Annotated in this window: 14 protein-coding genes; 11 read left to right on the plus strand and 3 right to left on the minus strand. The window is 41.9% G+C overall.

Annotated elements, in window-relative coordinates:
• Positions 1-37: 37 nt before the first annotated feature.
• The 3 genes from AU255_RS06240 (at position 38) to AU255_RS06250 (ending at position 6237) form a co-directional block, all read left to right on the plus strand.
• Positions 38-2161 carry a molybdopterin-containing oxidoreductase family protein gene (locus AU255_RS06240; protein WP_080522069.1) on the plus strand — a complete coding sequence of 708 codons (2124 nt, stop codon included), beginning with the start codon at positions 38-40 and terminating at the stop codon, positions 2159-2161.
• A gap of 451 nt (positions 2162-2612) precedes the next feature.
• The gene (locus tag AU255_RS06245) at positions 2613-3062 is read left to right on the plus strand and encodes an HMA2 domain-containing protein (RefSeq protein ID WP_080522070.1); all 450 of its coding nucleotides are present in this window, start codon (positions 2613-2615) and stop codon (positions 3060-3062) included.
• A 595-nt stretch (positions 3063-3657) separates the two neighbouring features.
• A complete protein-coding gene (locus tag AU255_RS06250; RefSeq protein WP_080522071.1) occupies positions 3658-6237 on the plus strand; it encodes a PKD domain-containing protein in 2580 nt (859 codons plus the stop codon).
• 188 nt (positions 6238-6425) lie between these two features.
• On the opposite strand, the gene AU255_RS06255 is transcribed toward AU255_RS06250, so the two are convergent.
• On the minus strand, positions 6426-6659 hold the full coding sequence (locus tag AU255_RS06255; RefSeq protein WP_143735867.1) for a hypothetical protein: 234 nt from the start codon (positions 6657-6659) through the stop codon (positions 6426-6428).
• A gap of 382 nt (positions 6660-7041) precedes the next feature.
• On the opposite strand from AU255_RS06255, the gene AU255_RS06260 reads away from it, so the two are divergent.
• The gene (locus AU255_RS06260; protein ID WP_080522073.1) at positions 7042-8316 is read left to right on the plus strand and encodes an alpha/beta hydrolase; all 1275 of its coding nucleotides are present in this window, start codon (positions 7042-7044) and stop codon (positions 8314-8316) included.
• Here the strand turns inward: AU255_RS06260 and AU255_RS06265 are convergent.
• Together AU255_RS06265 and AU255_RS19705 are read right to left on the minus strand one after the other, a co-directional pair.
• A complete protein-coding gene (locus AU255_RS06265) occupies positions 8295-8915 on the minus strand; it encodes a TetR/AcrR family transcriptional regulator (RefSeq protein WP_080522074.1) in 621 nt (206 codons plus the stop codon). The two genes, AU255_RS06260 and AU255_RS06265, sit on opposite strands and share 22 nt — an antisense overlap.
• Positions 8916-8957: 42 nt before the next feature.
• Positions 8958-9341, minus strand: a complete 384-nt coding sequence (locus tag AU255_RS19705) for a hypothetical protein (RefSeq protein WP_143735868.1) — start codon at positions 9339-9341, stop codon at positions 8958-8960.
• 98 nt (positions 9342-9439) lie between these two features.
• Here AU255_RS19705 and AU255_RS06275 point away from each other — a divergent pair, with 98 nt between their 5' ends.
• The 7 genes from AU255_RS06275 (at position 9440) to AU255_RS06300 (ending at position 15928) form a co-directional block, all read left to right on the plus strand.
• On the plus strand, positions 9440-11020 hold the full coding sequence (locus AU255_RS06275; RefSeq protein WP_080522076.1) for an IS66 family transposase: 1581 nt from the start codon (positions 9440-9442) through the stop codon (positions 11018-11020).
• A 303-nt stretch (positions 11021-11323) separates the two neighbouring features.
• Entirely contained in the window at positions 11324-11485 is a 162-nt protein-coding gene (locus AU255_RS20295) for an SRPBCC family protein (protein WP_198942550.1), read from the plus strand.
• 50 nt (positions 11486-11535) lie between these two features.
• Positions 11536-11745 carry an SRPBCC family protein gene (locus AU255_RS20300; RefSeq protein WP_198942551.1) on the plus strand — a complete coding sequence of 70 codons (210 nt, stop codon included), beginning with the start codon at positions 11536-11538 and terminating at the stop codon, positions 11743-11745.
• 4 nt (positions 11746-11749) lie between these two features.
• Positions 11750-12154 carry a hypothetical protein gene (locus AU255_RS06285; protein WP_080522077.1) on the plus strand — a complete coding sequence of 135 codons (405 nt, stop codon included), beginning with the start codon at positions 11750-11752 and terminating at the stop codon, positions 12152-12154.
• A gap of 255 nt (positions 12155-12409) precedes the next feature.
• The gene (locus AU255_RS06290; RefSeq protein ID WP_080522078.1) at positions 12410-14050 is read left to right on the plus strand and encodes an acetolactate synthase large subunit; all 1641 of its coding nucleotides are present in this window, start codon (positions 12410-12412) and stop codon (positions 14048-14050) included.
• Positions 14051-14065: 15 nt separating this feature from the next.
• Positions 14066-15496 (plus strand): aldehyde dehydrogenase family protein, encoded by a 1431-nt coding sequence (locus AU255_RS06295; RefSeq protein ID WP_080522079.1) that lies wholly within the window; start codon positions 14066-14068, stop codon positions 15494-15496.
• A 57-nt stretch (positions 15497-15553) separates the two neighbouring features.
• On the plus strand, positions 15554-15928 hold the full coding sequence (locus AU255_RS06300) for a DUF3179 domain-containing (seleno)protein (protein WP_080522080.1): 375 nt from the start codon (positions 15554-15556) through the stop codon (positions 15926-15928).
• Positions 15929-16008 lie beyond the last annotated feature (80 nt).

Genomic DNA, 16008 nt, shown 5'->3' on the forward strand with positions numbered 1-16008 from the left:
AGAGAATTAAAAAAAATATAATAAAGAGGTATTAACGATGTCCGCTCAAATAAAAAAAACTGCACATGGTGGTTGCCCACATGACTGTCCTGATACCTGTTCAATGGTCTATGAAGTTGAGGATGGAAAGCTGGTGGGTGTTAAAGGCAACCCTGATCACCCTATGACTCGCGGTGGTTTATGTGTCAAATTAAAAGATTACGAAAAAAGGCATTACCATCCAGACCGTCTGCTATACCCACTACGTCGTACAGGTCCAAAAGGCAGCAAACAGTTCGAAAGGATTAGCTGGGATGAAGCGCTGGATGAAATCACCACTAAATGGAAAGCGATTATCGACGAGCATGGACCGCATGCGATTATGCCTAATAGTTATCTTGGCAACCAGGGTCTGGTGCATGGCTTAAATGGCGGAGATGCCTTTTTTAATCGTATGGGCGCAACGGTTACCGAACGTACATTTTGTGGTGAAGGTTCTTGTACGGCCTGGTTGTTGACTGTCGGCCCTACGGCGGGTGTTGACCCCGAAAGTTTTATTCACTCTAAATACATCGTAATTTGGGCCTGTAATTCAGTCAGTACCAATTTACATCATTGGCATACCGTTAAAGAAGCGCAGAAAAAAGGGGCGAAAGTCATTGTTATAGATTCTTTTGCTTCAAAAACGGCCAAAGAAGCCGACTGGCATATTGCGCCCAAGCCAGGCACAGATGGGGCCCTGGCGATGGCCGTAATTCACACTCTTATTGAAGAAGGTTTGGTCGATCAGGATTATGTGGATAATTATACGGTTGGTTATGCTGATTTAGCCGAACGTGCTAAAGCACGAACACCAGAATGGGCGGAACAAATTACCGGTATCCCAGCTGATGATATACGTAAGTTTGCCAGAGAATATGCCACGACTCCGCCAGCCGCCATTCGTCTGGGTGTCGCCTTAGAAAGAAGCTATGGCGGCGGCCAGGCTATTCGTGCGGTGGCTTGTCTTCCTGCTTTAATTGGTGCCTGGCGTCATGTCGGTGGCGGTGCATTACAATTCCCCGTATGGGAACATCCGTATAAGTTTGATGTTATCTGTCGCGCCGACTTAATTCCAGAAGGTACGCCTGTGGTTAATAATCTTCAACTCGGTCGCGTGCTAACAGGTGAGACAAAGCTTGATACGCCGATTAAATCAATGATGTGCTGGAATACCAATCCAGTGACACAGGCACCTGAAACTGACAAGATTATCGAGGGATTGAAACGCGAAGATCTGTTTATGGTATCCGCCGAACATTTTATTTCTGATACCGCTGCGTATGCCGATATTGTACTACCTGCATCGATGGGCGCTGAAATGGAAGATATGGTTCTCTCCTGGGGACATCTGTATCTGACATATAATGAAAAATGTGTCGAATCCCCAGGCGAAGCTATCCCGAATAATGAGATTTTCCGTCGATTAGCGCAGCGCATGGGATATGAAGAAGAAAATTTCAAATGGTCAGATAGTGAATGTTTAGAAAACTATGTGGACTGGGAGTCACCTGCCTGCGCAGGCATTGATCTGAATTACATGCGAGAACATGGCTTTGCACGGTTGAATGTCGGTACTAAAGATGATCGTGCGCCGCATAAAGAAGGCAACTTTCCAACACCTTCGGGTAAATGTGAATTTAAACTCGATGGTGCAACCAACTTTGTTGCAGGACCCTTTCGCCAAATGTATGAAGGTTTTCAAGCGGGTGAATTATTGGATAGTCTGCCTGATTATGTTGCTTCCAGAGAAACGGCTGAGACTAATCCAGAGTTATTTAAAAAATATCCTTTGAATATTCTTTCACCTAAAAGCCATGGCTTTCTAAATTCCTGCTATGCCAACATGGATCATAAAATTAAAGGACAAGGTGAACAATTTGTTTTAATTCATGTTATTGATGCTGATGCTCGAGGCATTAAGGAAAATAATAAGGTACGTGTGTTTAATGGTCGAGGTGCATTTGAAGGCGATGCCAGAATTACCGATGATGTGAGTGCCGGTATTATTGTTGCAACATTGGGTTATTGGAGGCAGTTAAACAAAGGGACGGTTAACTGCATTAGTTCCGCCGAATTTGTTGATATGGGCCATGCACCGACATTTTCAGATAACTTGGTTCAGATTGAATTGGTAAGCTGAGTCGATTTATAAATTCACAGGCTTTATGTCAGTAGAAAATTCAAAACATAACAAGTGACAAGGGTTAAGAAAAAGTCGTTCTCTTTTTAAGCTCAACCTTTATTGGTTTAATATTAGATGAAACAGGATGCTTGCTCTGATTTTTTGAGTGACTGCTGTGAGTTGGGTATTGACCACATTGAGCTTATACTTATAATTTACCTATAACTACGAATCTGAATGGTCGCTTGATAGCCAGAAACCTAATAAACAGGGAGAGCTGCCAACAGTATTGGAGGTTTGTTTTTATCGGACTAATTGGAGTGATTTATTGGGTTTATCTAAGTGCCAAGTCTCATCTAGTTTAACAATCTAAGCATTTCCCTAGTATCAACAATGTGAAGCATATCGGTCGAGACCGATGTAAAATATCATTGAAAGAATATTTAACCATCAAATGTAAGCCAAGAAAATGAGCAGAATCATATCATCGGTGCCGGGCCGCATAAGGCTTCGCGACAAAATTTTGCGCGATCCAATCAAACTAAACGAATTGAAAAAAGCGCTATCTCAAATAGCCGTTATTACTTCGTTACAAGGCAATGCCCGTACCGGCAGCCTTTTGTTGTACTTCGACCGAAATTCTATTGCGCTTTCGACCATGGAAGCGAATATTGACTCCACTGTTGAACAAATAATTGGTCAAGCTCCGAAACCACAGTTTTTGCTGTCGAAAAAGAACTTTACCCGTTATAACAAAATGGCAATGTTAGCGAGTTTAGGAGCGTCGTTAATAGCACTCCGTATAGAGCGCAGGAAATCTCGGATACGCTGGCATCAACTGACAGGTTATTTATTTATTGCAAATCTGGGCGTGCATTTATTTTTCTATCGCAGAGCCTTACGTCGCACTTTTCGTTGAGAACACCATCAATTTGTTCGGTAAATTCACTACCCAAAAATATTTCATAGTGTCTCTAAATTGAGACGCTATGAAAAAGATTAAATTAAGTCATCTCATTAATTAATAAACCCTTATATTCCAATATATTATATTCATTTAGTATTGTGTTTTTAATAGGATAATTCTACAGAAACAAATAAAACCATAATTTTTGTCTGGTAATGGGGACGATATCAAGTAGTCAGCCATAAAATGATAGTAATTAAGACGTGCTTCACTATTGTTTTTATGTAATTGCCCCCTAACCACTTAAAGATTTTTGTTTTGATTATAAAGTTTGTTACTGGTTCAAAGTCTATGTATAGAGGGCGTTATCAGAGCTAATTGGATGCCTTTTATACAGGTATATTTTAATTACGATTAAATAGGCATAATTATTGCTTTGATAATAAAGGAGAGTTTTTCAGCCCCATTCCATCCTCGTATACAATGAAAGCATCAGCTTCAATGGTTACTCGTTATCAAAAGTGGATATAAGTTTGGGGTATCCTAAGTGAAAATCCTGCTGATATAGCGTTTAATTTAGCTTATAACATAACCATAAGAGGATCATATGCTAAATAGACTAACCCAAGTTTTCTTGCCGCAATTTCTTTGTATCATTATTATCAGCCTGGTAGGCTCTAATTTAGCTTTAGCTGATAAAAAAAGGTCGCATGAAGAAGTATCTCAGGCATTAATAGAGATTAAAATTGATGATGCAAAATATGAGGACAACCGCCTTACTGTAAAAGGTGAGTTATCGCGATCCACTGGTGAATCAATCGCGCTGTATGATGATCAAACCGGAGAAATACTTTCTACACGGAACAGAAGTGAAGACTCAAGGCACTTCAGTTTTAGAGTAAAGGATCTAAAAACCATTCCTTGTCGGATTAAAGTGAAGACAGGTGAGGTTAGTGCTAGCAAAGAGGTTGAACATGCTCCGGATGATTGCTCATCTCCGCAACCTCCACCCCCACCTGATAATCAAAGTCCGCTTTGTTCAATCATCAGTCCAAATAGCAGTCTTATCAATATTGCATTAGGTGATTCAATTAACTTTAGAGGTCAAGCCAGTGATCCTGAGGGCGGTATATTAACATACGAATGGGATTTTAATGGCGGTGCAGATGCTCGCCCTAGCGTATTATCTCCAGGTAATATCTTATTTGATGTTAATAATGGCAGTTTTCTAGTTCATTTCATAGTAACCGATGATCATAATACACGTTGTACAGCGGATATGACTGTGGTTGTTGGTACGGATGTTCCTAACCCACCGATTGATATGGTTCCTCAACAACCTGCACCTAATACCACTGGCGCAGGCGATGGCAACCATGTAGTTTTACCGGCGAATGATTTAGGCATGCACTGTGCTGACTTGGGTTCATACCCGCTAAATATCTTGCCACCTTTTAATACCGTTAATGCACATACCATTTTAAAAGGATCGACTGGAGCCAATAGACCGCTTATTTTAGATGCTAGTTCAGTCACTCTAAAATACTCGGCTGCTTCCAACCCTAACGATCCGGCAGGCTCTGGGTCAATTAACTCGACCAGTCAGAATTACCCGGTAGGCAGTAAAATTGCAGATGCGGAAATCAAAAAATCTGACTTTTGGGATGAGCTAAGAGATACAGGACAGACGATTGCTTCCTTTTTATTTCCAGATTTAAATCCTGTCCCCGATGAAGGACTTGCCACCATTGATAATATGAGTCTGGGGCGAGGGCTTTATATGCCGGGAATAGTCGATCCTTATATGTCTAATGATCCACAAGGGTTCAGCACGTTTTTAGAAGAAAAACGCTGGTTTACAGCCCAAGGTATTCCATTGACATCGGTTGATGATACTGGGCGTTTAAATTCTTACCCAATGATGCGTATTCAGGCCATTGATAATAATACCGGATTGACAGTAGCAACGACTGATGTGGTTACGCCTGTCTCTGGTGAAGTTGACTGCCGGGATTGTCATACAGCAGGAAAAGTGGGGGCAGATTCTGCTGCACGCACCATTCCTAATAATGCAGGTGTGCCTGCTCCGGTGTTTGTACAGCCGCTATCGAATGACCGGCTGGACGTAGAAACAGCAGCGAAAAAGAATATCTTAATGCTGCATGACTATAAGCATGGCACGCACTTTATTGCTCAAGATAAACCTGTGTTGTGTGCGGGTTGTCATAAATCCAATGCGCTGGCTTCAGTCGGTGGCCCTGCTGGTGATCCGACACTCGACAATATGTCAAACGTAATGCACGGGTTTCATGGGCGATTAAAGGTAGATGCCGCTAGCGTGTTATTGCGTAATTTTCAAGGTGATCCGGATTTAATCGATCCGCAAAATCAGGCTAACGATGTTTCATTGATACCTTTTGGCGATAACGTACCCATGGAAGAAAATTGCTTTCAATGTCACCCGGGTAAAATCACACAATGTTTCCGAGGCGCAATGTATACCGCTGGACAAAAGTGTGATGACTGTCATGGTGGTCTGTTGGCAATGGGCGGTGAATTTACCAGGGCAGACGGTTCGGTACGTGAACCCTGGGCAGAGGAACCAACCTGTGGGGCATGTCATAGTGGTATTGGCAGTGAAGCTGTGGCTAATTTAGCCTATGACCCTAATGATCCATCAGCAGAGCCTTTACCTGCTAAGACAACGCGTTTTGCAGAAAATGACCTGACTTTATACCGGAATAGTCTTGACGGCCATGCCAGTTTAGGTTGTGAATCCTGTCACGGCAGTCCTCATGCCATCTGGCCAAACCGAAACCCGGATGCTAACGATAATGTCACGGCTATACAACTGCAAGGGCACGCTGGAACGATATCTGACTGTACCGTTTGTCATGAGGATAACAGCTTTCCTAGGGGCACATTAAATGGACCTCATGGTATGCATCCGGTGAATGATCCAAACTGGATGGATGAGGACAGTCACGGAGATTTTGCTAAAAATAGCCGGAATGGTGATCGTTGCGCTGATTGTCATGGTGCAGATCATTTAGGTACTCGATTATCTAAAGTACCAGTAGATAGAGTACTAAAATCTAGTGAAGGTAAAACGCTTGCAACATTAAAGGCAGGCGATGAAGTGGCATGTAACTTATGTCATAGCTTAAGTAAAAGTTTTGATGACTAAAAAAATGAGGCTCCACTTGTTGAAGTTTCTCAAAAAGTGGAGCTAATTAAAATGGCTAATAAATTGTTAAACCAAGTGGAACCAGAACAATCTTAATCAGGTCTGTTTTTACTTTTCCTAAATAAACCCTATAAGAAGTCGCGAATTCAAGCAATTAATGCAACACTCTGTGATTTATTTAGGTGAATTCAAGTTACAAGTGCAACACTTTTCATGGTGTCGCTTTCCCAATCACCAAAACGAACTCTGTCTGCCACTATTTTAGGTTGTTCAGTAATGGATATTCGAACCTCAAATAACCTTTTTTTACTGCTCCGGCGCTGTTTCCTTCGCTTTTTATGATGCCTGACTAAGGAAAGAAAAAAATCACCACCTTGCTGCGCATCAGTAAATATCCATTGGTAGATGGTTTCGTGACTCACCTGCATTTTCTGACTACGATATTCTCTTTCTAATGGGTCAGAAATAAATTCGGGCGATTAACCTTGCCGGATATTTTTTTCGACTAAATCATAGAGTGGTTTATAAGCTTTTCTTTTTCCTGATCTTGGTTTTGATTTACGTTCTTGACTGATATCTTCGGCGGTTTCGTACCAATACACTGAATGATGGGGTTTGTTTCTTTTTAGTTCTCGACTAATCGTGCTAGGCGAGGGGGATAATTACTCTGCAATCGTGCGTTCCTGATTTTAAATTGTGGTAACTTAGATCTATCAGATTCTCACGATGCATTTTCAAGTTTGTAAGTGTTGCACTTGTAACTTGAATTCACCAAATTCTTACCCAATGTAGGTGCCTAAGATAATGACAGCAATATTAATACGTACTATCCCTTGTTTATTAGTGAGTATGGCTTTTCTTGCTGGCTGCTCATCAAGTCATAAGCTCATGCCGACACCAAACATTTATTTACAGGAAAATTCTTATCCAGCGAACCGAGTGCCACCAGATTTGCAAGAAAGTTCGGTAGATCTTCTCTATGTAACTGATCGTGCTCCTGAGCATAATGACCTAAATGAACTGAGCTATGGTGCAAAACGATCAGCATCAATGGCATTTGGTTCTGCTGTGGTTGAGATTGGGGACTATTTATCATGGGCTGATCTGGTTAAGAAGAGCGAGTCAGAGCAGCGCGATTCTTCTTCGCAACTTAATGTCATATCCAGAACGGAGCAAGGGAGATTTCCAGAAACGCCTTATCCTTTTTCTATTGTCGATGGCATATTGCTTAACGATGAGAAGGTCGAAGCTGAGCATAAGCGTATCGCAACAGAATTTAGAAAAGAACTCAATCGTCGCTTAATGATGAGTGATGATAAAACTGTTCTGGTATTTGTGCACGGGTTTAATAACACATTCGATTTTGCGGCTTCATCATTGGCTGAGGTATGGCATTTTTTAGGTAGGCAGGGTGTACCAATACTTTATACCTGGCCTGCAGCCAGCGGGGGGCTTTTTGGATATTTTACGGATCGTGAATCGGGCGAGTTTACTATCTACCATCTTAAGCAATTACTAAGACTGCTGGCATCTTACCCCGAGGTTAAAGCGATTAATATTATTGCCCATAGTCGCGGGACTGATGTGACAACAACAGCACTGAGAGAACTTGTCATTGAAGCCTGGGCTTCCGGACATCATCCATCTCAGAGATTGCGTATAAAAAACCTTGTGCTGGCTGCCCCTGATTTAGATCTTGGTGTTGTCCAGCAACGTCTTATGGCTGAAAAATTTGGGCCCGCTATTGGTCAAATAACTATTTACACCACTCAGGCTGATCAAGCCTTGGGTGTTTCTGAAGCATTAATGAGCGGTGTGCGATTTGGACGCATGAAACCCACAGACCTCGGTCAACGAGCTGAGAATATTTTTAAAGAAGTGACCAATGTGAGCTTTATCGATGTGGGAGAAGTCAAAGGCTTTGGGCATGCATACTTTCGTAGTAGTCCAGCAACAAGCTCAGATCTTATACGTACTTTATTAACTGATGACCGACCTGGAGAATTAGGCCGCCCCCTGCAACATAGGCAGGGAAATTTCTGGAAGATTCCGAAGGATTATTTATTGCAGTTCAGGTAATTTATTTGCGACTTATTGATTTGAACTGAAGATAATAGATGCTTAACAATCGCTTTAAGGCTATCAGAATCAGGCTGTGTTTTATTAAAAAGGCGTAGTCCGAAAATACCAGTGACTAAAAATTTTGCCAGTGTTTCCGGATCTTGATGTTCACCTATGTGGCCTATCGTTTGTGCCTCGATTAATAGTTGCTGTAGTTCCTGCTCTACCTCGGCGAACATGGCCTGTAAACGTGTATTGATTTCTACATCGTTAACCGGAATTTCAGATAAGGTATTTATCAGCAAGCAGCCTTTACGATCAGGGTCACAATACGACTCTTGAACTAGCTGATTGAAAAACTTCGTGAGGCGCTCGATAGGTGGTTTATTATTATGCAATACTGCAAATAGATTAAGTTTCATGGCCTCGAAATACTGGTCAAGTGCCGCAAGAAACACTCCACGTTTGTCACCGAAAGCAGCATAAAGGCTGCCTGGTTGAAGCCCTGTCGCCTCTACCAGATTTTTGATTGAAGTATTGCGATAGCCTTGCAGCCAAAATAACTGGATGGTTTGTTGTAATACATCATGACGGTCAAAGGTAGTGGGTCTGGCCATAAGCTTAAGAATACGTAGTTGTTTTGTTTGAGTCTGTGTTGGTTATTTTTTTAAATAATTTGCCCGTTCTGGCGGGAATTTCTTTAATAGGAACCATTTCTTCACATTGTCCCATTGCAACAACTTTTTTTCTATAGAAGCGTGCAAATGGTGCGGCGCCAAGGCCGTGTGCAATAATTCTAAAACTAATCGTGACTCATGTTTGGTGGAAATAATGCCGGAATGCGCTATCTGCTCCTGCTTTAAGATGAGTAATAGAAACAAAATAGTAGCTGGGCCCCTGGGTCCAAACCAGCTGAGAAAAAAGTACTTAATAGATTTTGTTGGCCCGAGTAAGGACAATGCAACGGAAAGCATACGGATAAGGATTAAACTTAACAAACGCATAAATATAAGAGCGATAATGATAATGCTTAAATATTCCATGGCTGGCTTTGTTACTGTGATCAGTGGCTTAGGAACGAGAATTGAAACTTCTCATTATCCACGGGAAAATATTAAAAAGTTGCTTTACAATATATTCTATGAACTCGCCTAAACCTGAATTACCAGAGATAAACAAAGAAGATCGCACACCGCTAGTCGATGTGTTATTGGAAATGCTTGCCTGGCAACAAAAGCAGATTGATGAGTTAGCACAAGAGATACTCAAGCTTAAAGGTGAAACCACAAAGCCTAAAATCAAACCGAGTACAATGGATAAGGAGGGTGCCCCAGGAAGTGATGACTCCTCATCAAAAAGGAAAAAAGGCCCAAGGCGCAGTAAAAAAGGCAACCTCAAAATAGATGAAACCCAAATTATTCAGCCGAATGAAATCCCAGAGGGTTCACGCTTTAAAGGGTATCAGGATCGTGTTATTCAGGATATTACCTTTCAAACTCATAACATTCGTTATCGTTTAGCAGAATATATAACGCCAGAGGGTCTTACGATTTTAGGTCAGCTTCCTGAAGACATTCAGGGAGGTAGTTTTGGTAAAAGCCTTATTGCCTTTATTCTCTATCAATACCATCACCAACATGTCACACAGCCATTACTACTGGAACAAATTCGTGATTTAGGCGTCGATATTTCGAGCGGTAAGCTCAGTTATATACTAACAGAAGATCTGGACGATTTTCATGCCGAAAAAGATGAATTACTGAAGACGGGATTATCCGTTTCTAAATATATTCATACAGATGATACTGGCGCACGGCATAAAGGGCAAAATGGCTATTGCACACATATTGGCAATGATTTTTTTGCCTGGTTCAGTAGTACAGAAAGTAAAAGCAGAATCAATTTTTTAAACTGTCTATCACAAGGCAAAACAACGCTTTATACATTGAACACAGGTGCCATTGAATACATGGCACAAAATAAGCTGTCTGTTGTAATCTTGGCGACACTGGAAAATATCAGTGTCTGCATTAACACGGCACCTGACTGGTGCGAATGGCTGGATCAGCAAGGCATCGTTAAACCTCGGCACAGAAAAATAGTCACGGAAGGTGCTTTGATGGGAGGGCTGCTAGACCAAGGCATTTCCTCTGACTTTTCAATTATCAGTGATGATGCAGGGCAGTTTAACGTCTTTGATCATGCCTTGTGCTGGATCCATGCCGAACGAGTGATTAATCGCCTGATTCCTTTAAATGACAGCCATACCAAGGCAGTAGATGACGCACGCGACCAGCTTTGGTCGATTTACCATGACCTGAAAGCTTATAAACTTAATCCTGTTACCGAACAGGCGAGCAGTATCAGGCAGCGCTTTCAAATCCTATGCAGTACCAAAACCTGTTACGAAACGCTTAACCAGGCCCTCGGGCGAATGGGGAAAAATCAACATGAACTCCTCCGTGTACTCGACAAACCCTACCTCCCACTTCATAACAATTTAAGCGAACGGGATATAAGGGATTACGTCAAGAAACGAAAAATCAGCGGGAGTACACGAAGTGATGCAGGGCGGAAAGCCCGTGATACTTTTGCCAGTCTCAAGAAGACCTGCCGAAAGCACGGCATGTCATTTTGGGGTTATTTAAAAAGTCGCTTACTGAAGTTAGAAGGGATTCCTCCGTTATCGGAAGTCATTCGTGCGGCCGCTGCCAGTGGATAATGAGAAGTTACCGAGAATTCAATAATACCCGAGTCTGACTCGTCTTTTGACTTCACAGCCGCGCTAGAAAACCAGTTGCGTAGCCTGCTATGCGCCTGTTTTCCTAGCGCGGCTGTGAAGCCAAAATCCTGCGCCATATTTTCGGGTATTATTAAACCCTCGCTCCTTAGAGAAATCAGTTAGTCAGTGTGTAGACAAATCCTGTCAAGCGCATAATTATTATTGAACAATCACTCAACAAAAGATATGATGCATTTTAATATTGAATGAATATTCAATAACTATTCTATTTAGGAGATTATCATGCCACAGTGTTACCAATCCATCATCGTTCATGCACCGATTGAACAAGTATGGGAAACCCTTAAAAATTTCCATGATATGTCATGGGCGAGTCCTGTGATTGAGCAGTGTGAAGCAGTTGAGAGATTAGTGGAACTGAGGTCGGAGCAAGACGCATACTGAACGGCGTTTTTCATGAAACTTTGCTGGAGTGTAATGATCATGAACACAGAATGCGTTACTCCATTGATGACGGACCTTCTCCTGTTTCTGCGAGTGAAGTGAACAATTATATTGGCCGAGTGCAACTTAAACCGGTGACTTTATCGGGTGATACCTTCGTGGAATGGAAATCAACGTGGGAGTCAAATTCTGAAGACGCACGCGATTTTTGTCATCAAATTTATGTTGCCTTATTAAAGGCTTTAGCAGAGCAGGCATAGAGAAATGAGTCACTCTGCAAGTTTAAGATTGTCATTATTGTTAATGCGCATCAGTATTTTTACGGTCATGTTGATGTGGGCGCTGGATAAATTTATTAACCCTAGCCATTCTGCCAAGGTTTTTGAAAAATTCTATTTTATGGCAGGGCTAGAAAGTTCCATTATGGCTATTATCGCAAGTATAGAACTGGTGATATTGGCTGGTTTTATTTTGGGGATATATAAACGGCTTTGCTATGCTGTGGTGCTGATTCTCCAAACAGTCTCTACATTATCGTCGTATCAACAATACCTCTCCCCATTTGACGGCTCTCATTTGTTGTTTTTTGCTGCCTGGCCCATGTTAGCAGGCTGTTTGATGCTTTATTTGTTACGCGAAGACGATCGTTTGTTGTCGCTGAATAAATAATAAGAGAGTAACGTAGTCGTACTCGTTATCTCACTTTAGCTTAAAATTTCCACCAGTTCTTTTAAACAACTAATTGTACCTCTTGTTTGTAAGTATTCCCCATTTCAAGCGACTGAATAGTTAATCAATAATCAAACGCTCTCACTCTGTTTGAATATTTCAGATTATTGTGTGCCTGCCATCTTTCGTAAAGTTATGTCAGCTCGAAAAGCACTAGCAGCATGATTTATATACGTATAAATAAGGAGAATTATAATGCAAGTATCGGCAGAATTGTTTGTTAAATGCCTGGAAAATGAAGGTGTTGAATTTATTTTTGGTATTCCTGGTGAGGAAAATCTGCATGTAATGGATGCCTTACTGAATAGTTCTATTCAGTTTATTACGGTACGGCACGAGCAAGGTGCGGCATTTATGGCCGATGTCTATGGGCGTTTAACGGGGCGTGCGGGTGTTTGTCTGGCAACATTAGGACCTGGAGCGACTAACCTGATTACAGGTTTTGCTGACGCTAATATGGATAGAGCGCCTATTGTTGCAATTGCGGGGCAGGGCGCTACAACTAGATTACATAAGGAAAGTCATCAGATCCTGGATTTGGTGAGTTTGTTCAAGCCGATATCGCGTTACAGTACTATGGTGATGGAGCCGGAAAACATACCTGAAATTATTCGTAAGGCATTTCAAGAGGCTCAAGGTGATAATCCAGGTGGTGTTTTCGTGTGTTTACCCGAAAACATAGCGGGAGTTAAGATTGCTAAAGACGCGAGTCCTTTGCAAGTTCATAACCTCGTATCACCTCATGCTACCGATGTAAGCATTGAATGTGCGGCTAAATTAATTTCAGCTGCACAATCGCCAATAATTATGGCAGGCAACGGTGTTATCAGAGGTCATGCATGTAAAGATTTATTGCGCTTTGCCAAACATCTTAATATTCCTGTTGCACAAACTTTCATGGCCAAAGGAGCAATTCCTTTTTCCCATGATTTGTCTTTAGGAACAGTCGGCTTACAAGCACATGATTATGTTGCTTGTGGATTTGATCAGGCAGACCTTGTTATTTGCATTGGTTTCGATATGGTTGAGTATCATCCTAATCTTTGGCATCCGCGACGCGATAAAAAAATTATTCATATACATAAAACGTCCCCTGAAATTGATGCACATTATGCTGTTGAATCTGCAGTCGTAGGCGATATTGCTAACTCATTAATGAAAATTGCTCGGTTGACCCACCCACAAGCACTAAAAAGGACTGACTCTCTTAGGGAAATAATTATTCATGAACTTGATGGCTATGCTGAAGAGAATAGTTTTCCTGTCAAGCCACAGCGTATTTTATACGACACACGCAAGGCATTAGATGATGAAGACATCTTGATCTCAGATGTTGGCGCACATAAAATGTGGATTGCTCGTCTGTATCGTTGTGAAGCACCTAATACCTGTATTATTTCTAACGGCTTTGCGTCCATGGGTATTGGTGTGCCGGGCGCTATTGCTGCTAAACTGGTCTATCCGGATCGTAAGGTTTTAACAATTACCGGTGATGGTGGGTTCATGATGAATTCACAGGAAATAGAAACGGCCTTACGTTATCAGATTCCCATAGTGATTATGATCTGGAACGACAGTGAATACGGATTGATCAAGTGGCATCAACAACGCCGTTTTGGGCGTACCGGTTTTACTGGGTTTACCAACCCTGATTTTGTTAAATATGCTGAATCATTTGGTGCCAAAGGGTATCGGGTAAATACAGCAGATGAGTTGTTACCTACGCTACAGCAGGCTTTTGCCGATAATACAGTGGTTGTGATTGATGTGCCCGTTGATTATTCTGAAAATATGCGCCTTACCGAAAAACTCGGTAAACTACTTTTGAACTCTTAATGAAAGGAACTTGATATGCATTTTTCAATAAAAGTACCGGGGGCTAAGCAGGAAGGTACCCTTTTAGTGACATCACCTTTCGATGGCTCTGAAGTCGGCAGTGTTGCAACTGTTGGACTCTCTGGTGTAGACCAAGCACTAAGCAATTGTGAGACACTATTTCATAGTCGCTCTACCTGGCTGTCAGCAGAGCAGCGCGCAGATATTCTGGAAGATGCGGCTAGATTAATGGCAAGTCGTTACGAACAACTCATTTCTGTCGCAATCGCTGAAGGGGGGAAGCCTTACCGGGATACTGAAGCAGAGTTAAGCAGAGCGATTGATGGCTTAAAGAGCTGTAGAGAATGCATTCGTTCTCATCAGGGTAGTGAAATCCCCATGCAGCTTAATAAGGCTTCCTTAAATAGGCTAGCATTCACACATCGTGAACCGATTGGTCCGGTAGTTGCAATAAGTGCTTTTAATCATCCGATCAATTTAATCATCCATCAGGTTGGGCCAGCTATTGCATCTGGCTGTCCGGTGATTATCAAGCCGGCTGAAAAAACACCTTTATCTGCATTCCTGCTGGTTGATATTTTGCGTGAAGCAGGCTTGCCTGATGTGTGGTGTCAACCCTTATTGACTGAAGATCTGGATGTGGCTGAAGCACTAGTGACGGATCCCAGAGTTGCTTTTTTTAGTTTTATTGGCAGTGCTAAAGTTGGCTGGCACTTGCGCTCTAGGCTTGCTCCAGGTGTCCGTTGCGCTTTAGAGCATGGTGGTTCAGCACCTGTTGTAGTAGCAGAAGATGCGGATCTGGATGCAATGTTACCATTATTGATTAAAGGCAGTTTTTATCATGCAGGGCAAGTGTGTGTCTCTGTGCAACGTATTTATGCTCATCGATCGATTGCCAGAAAACTAGCAGAAGGACTGATTCAATTAGCAGATGCTTTAATTGTGGGTAACCCGGCTAATTTAGATACCGAAGTGGGGCCTTTGATTCGTCCACAAGAAGTTGATCGTGTTTCGAGCTGGGTTAGTGAAGCTATAACTGAAGGGGCCGAATTACTAACAGGTGGCAAAATAATATCGGAGTCACTGTATTCGCCAACGGTCTTATTTAATCCCGCTGAGAAAAGTAAAGTCAGTCAGCAGGAAATATTCGGCCCTGTCGTTTGTATCTATGAATTTGATGAGATAGAGGATGCGATCACACGGGCGAATGCTCTACCTTATGCGTTTCAGGCCGCTGTGATGACGCGCAGTATTGATACCGCTTTTTTTGCATTCAAACACATTCAGGCTTCAGTCGTTATGATTAATGATCATACCGCGTTCCGTGTGGACTGGATGCCGTTCGGGGGTCTTAAGCAATCGGGTTACGGAACTGGAGGCATTCCTTATACATATCGGGATATGCAAATAGAAAAGATGGCTGTTTTTCATTCCTCAACTTTATAAATTGCCATTTTAGTGTGAAAATATATCAATGATTAAAAATTTGATGATGGTGTCATTATGGCTACTGTTTTTTTAGCTAACAGGTGTTTTACGCAAAGTAAAAACGGGTTCAATCCTGAAAGCGCTTTGCTGCCAGTAGGTCATATTCTAAGTGGTGGACCGGGTAAAAATAGCGTTACCGCTATCGATAAGCCAGCATTCGTTTCAACAGATAAGGCTTATCCGATAAATATTCTTAATTGGCACGAGATTGTTAATGATCAGTTTAATGGAAAGCCAGTCGTTATTACTTTTTGTCCATTATGCGGTAGTGGAATGACCTTTTTGTCTTACATCAATGGCAAGGCACTCACTTTTGGTGTACCAGAGCTTTTATATAACAGTGATGTATTGCAATACGACCGGCAAATCCTGTCGTTGTGGTCTCATTAATGACGCAAGCAATTAGTGAGAGACAGAAAGGGCAGAGCCTTGTATGACTGTCAGTGCTGCATACAACTTGGCAGGATTGG

It is taken from the genome of Methyloprofundus sedimenti (assembly GCF_002072955.1).
GTDB classification, from domain to species: Bacteria; Pseudomonadota; Gammaproteobacteria; order Methylococcales; family Methylomonadaceae; genus Methyloprofundus; species Methyloprofundus sedimenti.

Coding starts and splice junctions, on each gene's coding strand:
- AU255_RS06240 (WP_080522069.1), top strand. CDS start 38: ATGTCCGCTCAAATAAAAAAAACTGCACATGGTGGTTGCCCACATGAC.
- AU255_RS06245 (WP_080522070.1), top strand. CDS start 2,613: ATGAGCAGAATCATATCATCGGTGCCGGGCCGCATAAGGCTTCGCGAC.
- AU255_RS06250 (WP_080522071.1), top strand. CDS start 3,658: ATGCTAAATAGACTAACCCAAGTTTTCTTGCCGCAATTTCTTTGTATC.
- AU255_RS06260 (WP_080522073.1), top strand. CDS start 7,042: ATGACAGCAATATTAATACGTACTATCCCTTGTTTATTAGTGAGTATG.
- AU255_RS06265 (WP_080522074.1), bottom strand. CDS start 8,915: ATGGCCAGACCCACTACCTTTGACCGTCATGATGTATTACAACAAACC.
- AU255_RS19705 (WP_143735868.1), bottom strand. CDS start 9,341: ATGGAATATTTAAGCATTATCATTATCGCTCTTATATTTATGCGTTTG.
- AU255_RS06275 (WP_080522076.1), top strand. CDS start 9,440: ATGAACTCGCCTAAACCTGAATTACCAGAGATAAACAAAGAAGATCGC.
- AU255_RS20295 (WP_198942550.1), top strand. CDS start 11,324: ATGCCACAGTGTTACCAATCCATCATCGTTCATGCACCGATTGAACAA.
- AU255_RS20300 (WP_198942551.1), top strand. CDS start 11,536: ATGCGTTACTCCATTGATGACGGACCTTCTCCTGTTTCTGCGAGTGAA.
- AU255_RS06285 (WP_080522077.1), top strand. CDS start 11,750: ATGAGTCACTCTGCAAGTTTAAGATTGTCATTATTGTTAATGCGCATC.
- AU255_RS06290 (WP_080522078.1), top strand. CDS start 12,410: ATGCAAGTATCGGCAGAATTGTTTGTTAAATGCCTGGAAAATGAAGGT.
- AU255_RS06295 (WP_080522079.1), top strand. CDS start 14,066: ATGCATTTTTCAATAAAAGTACCGGGGGCTAAGCAGGAAGGTACCCTT.
- AU255_RS06300 (WP_080522080.1), top strand. CDS start 15,554: ATGGCTACTGTTTTTTTAGCTAACAGGTGTTTTACGCAAAGTAAAAAC.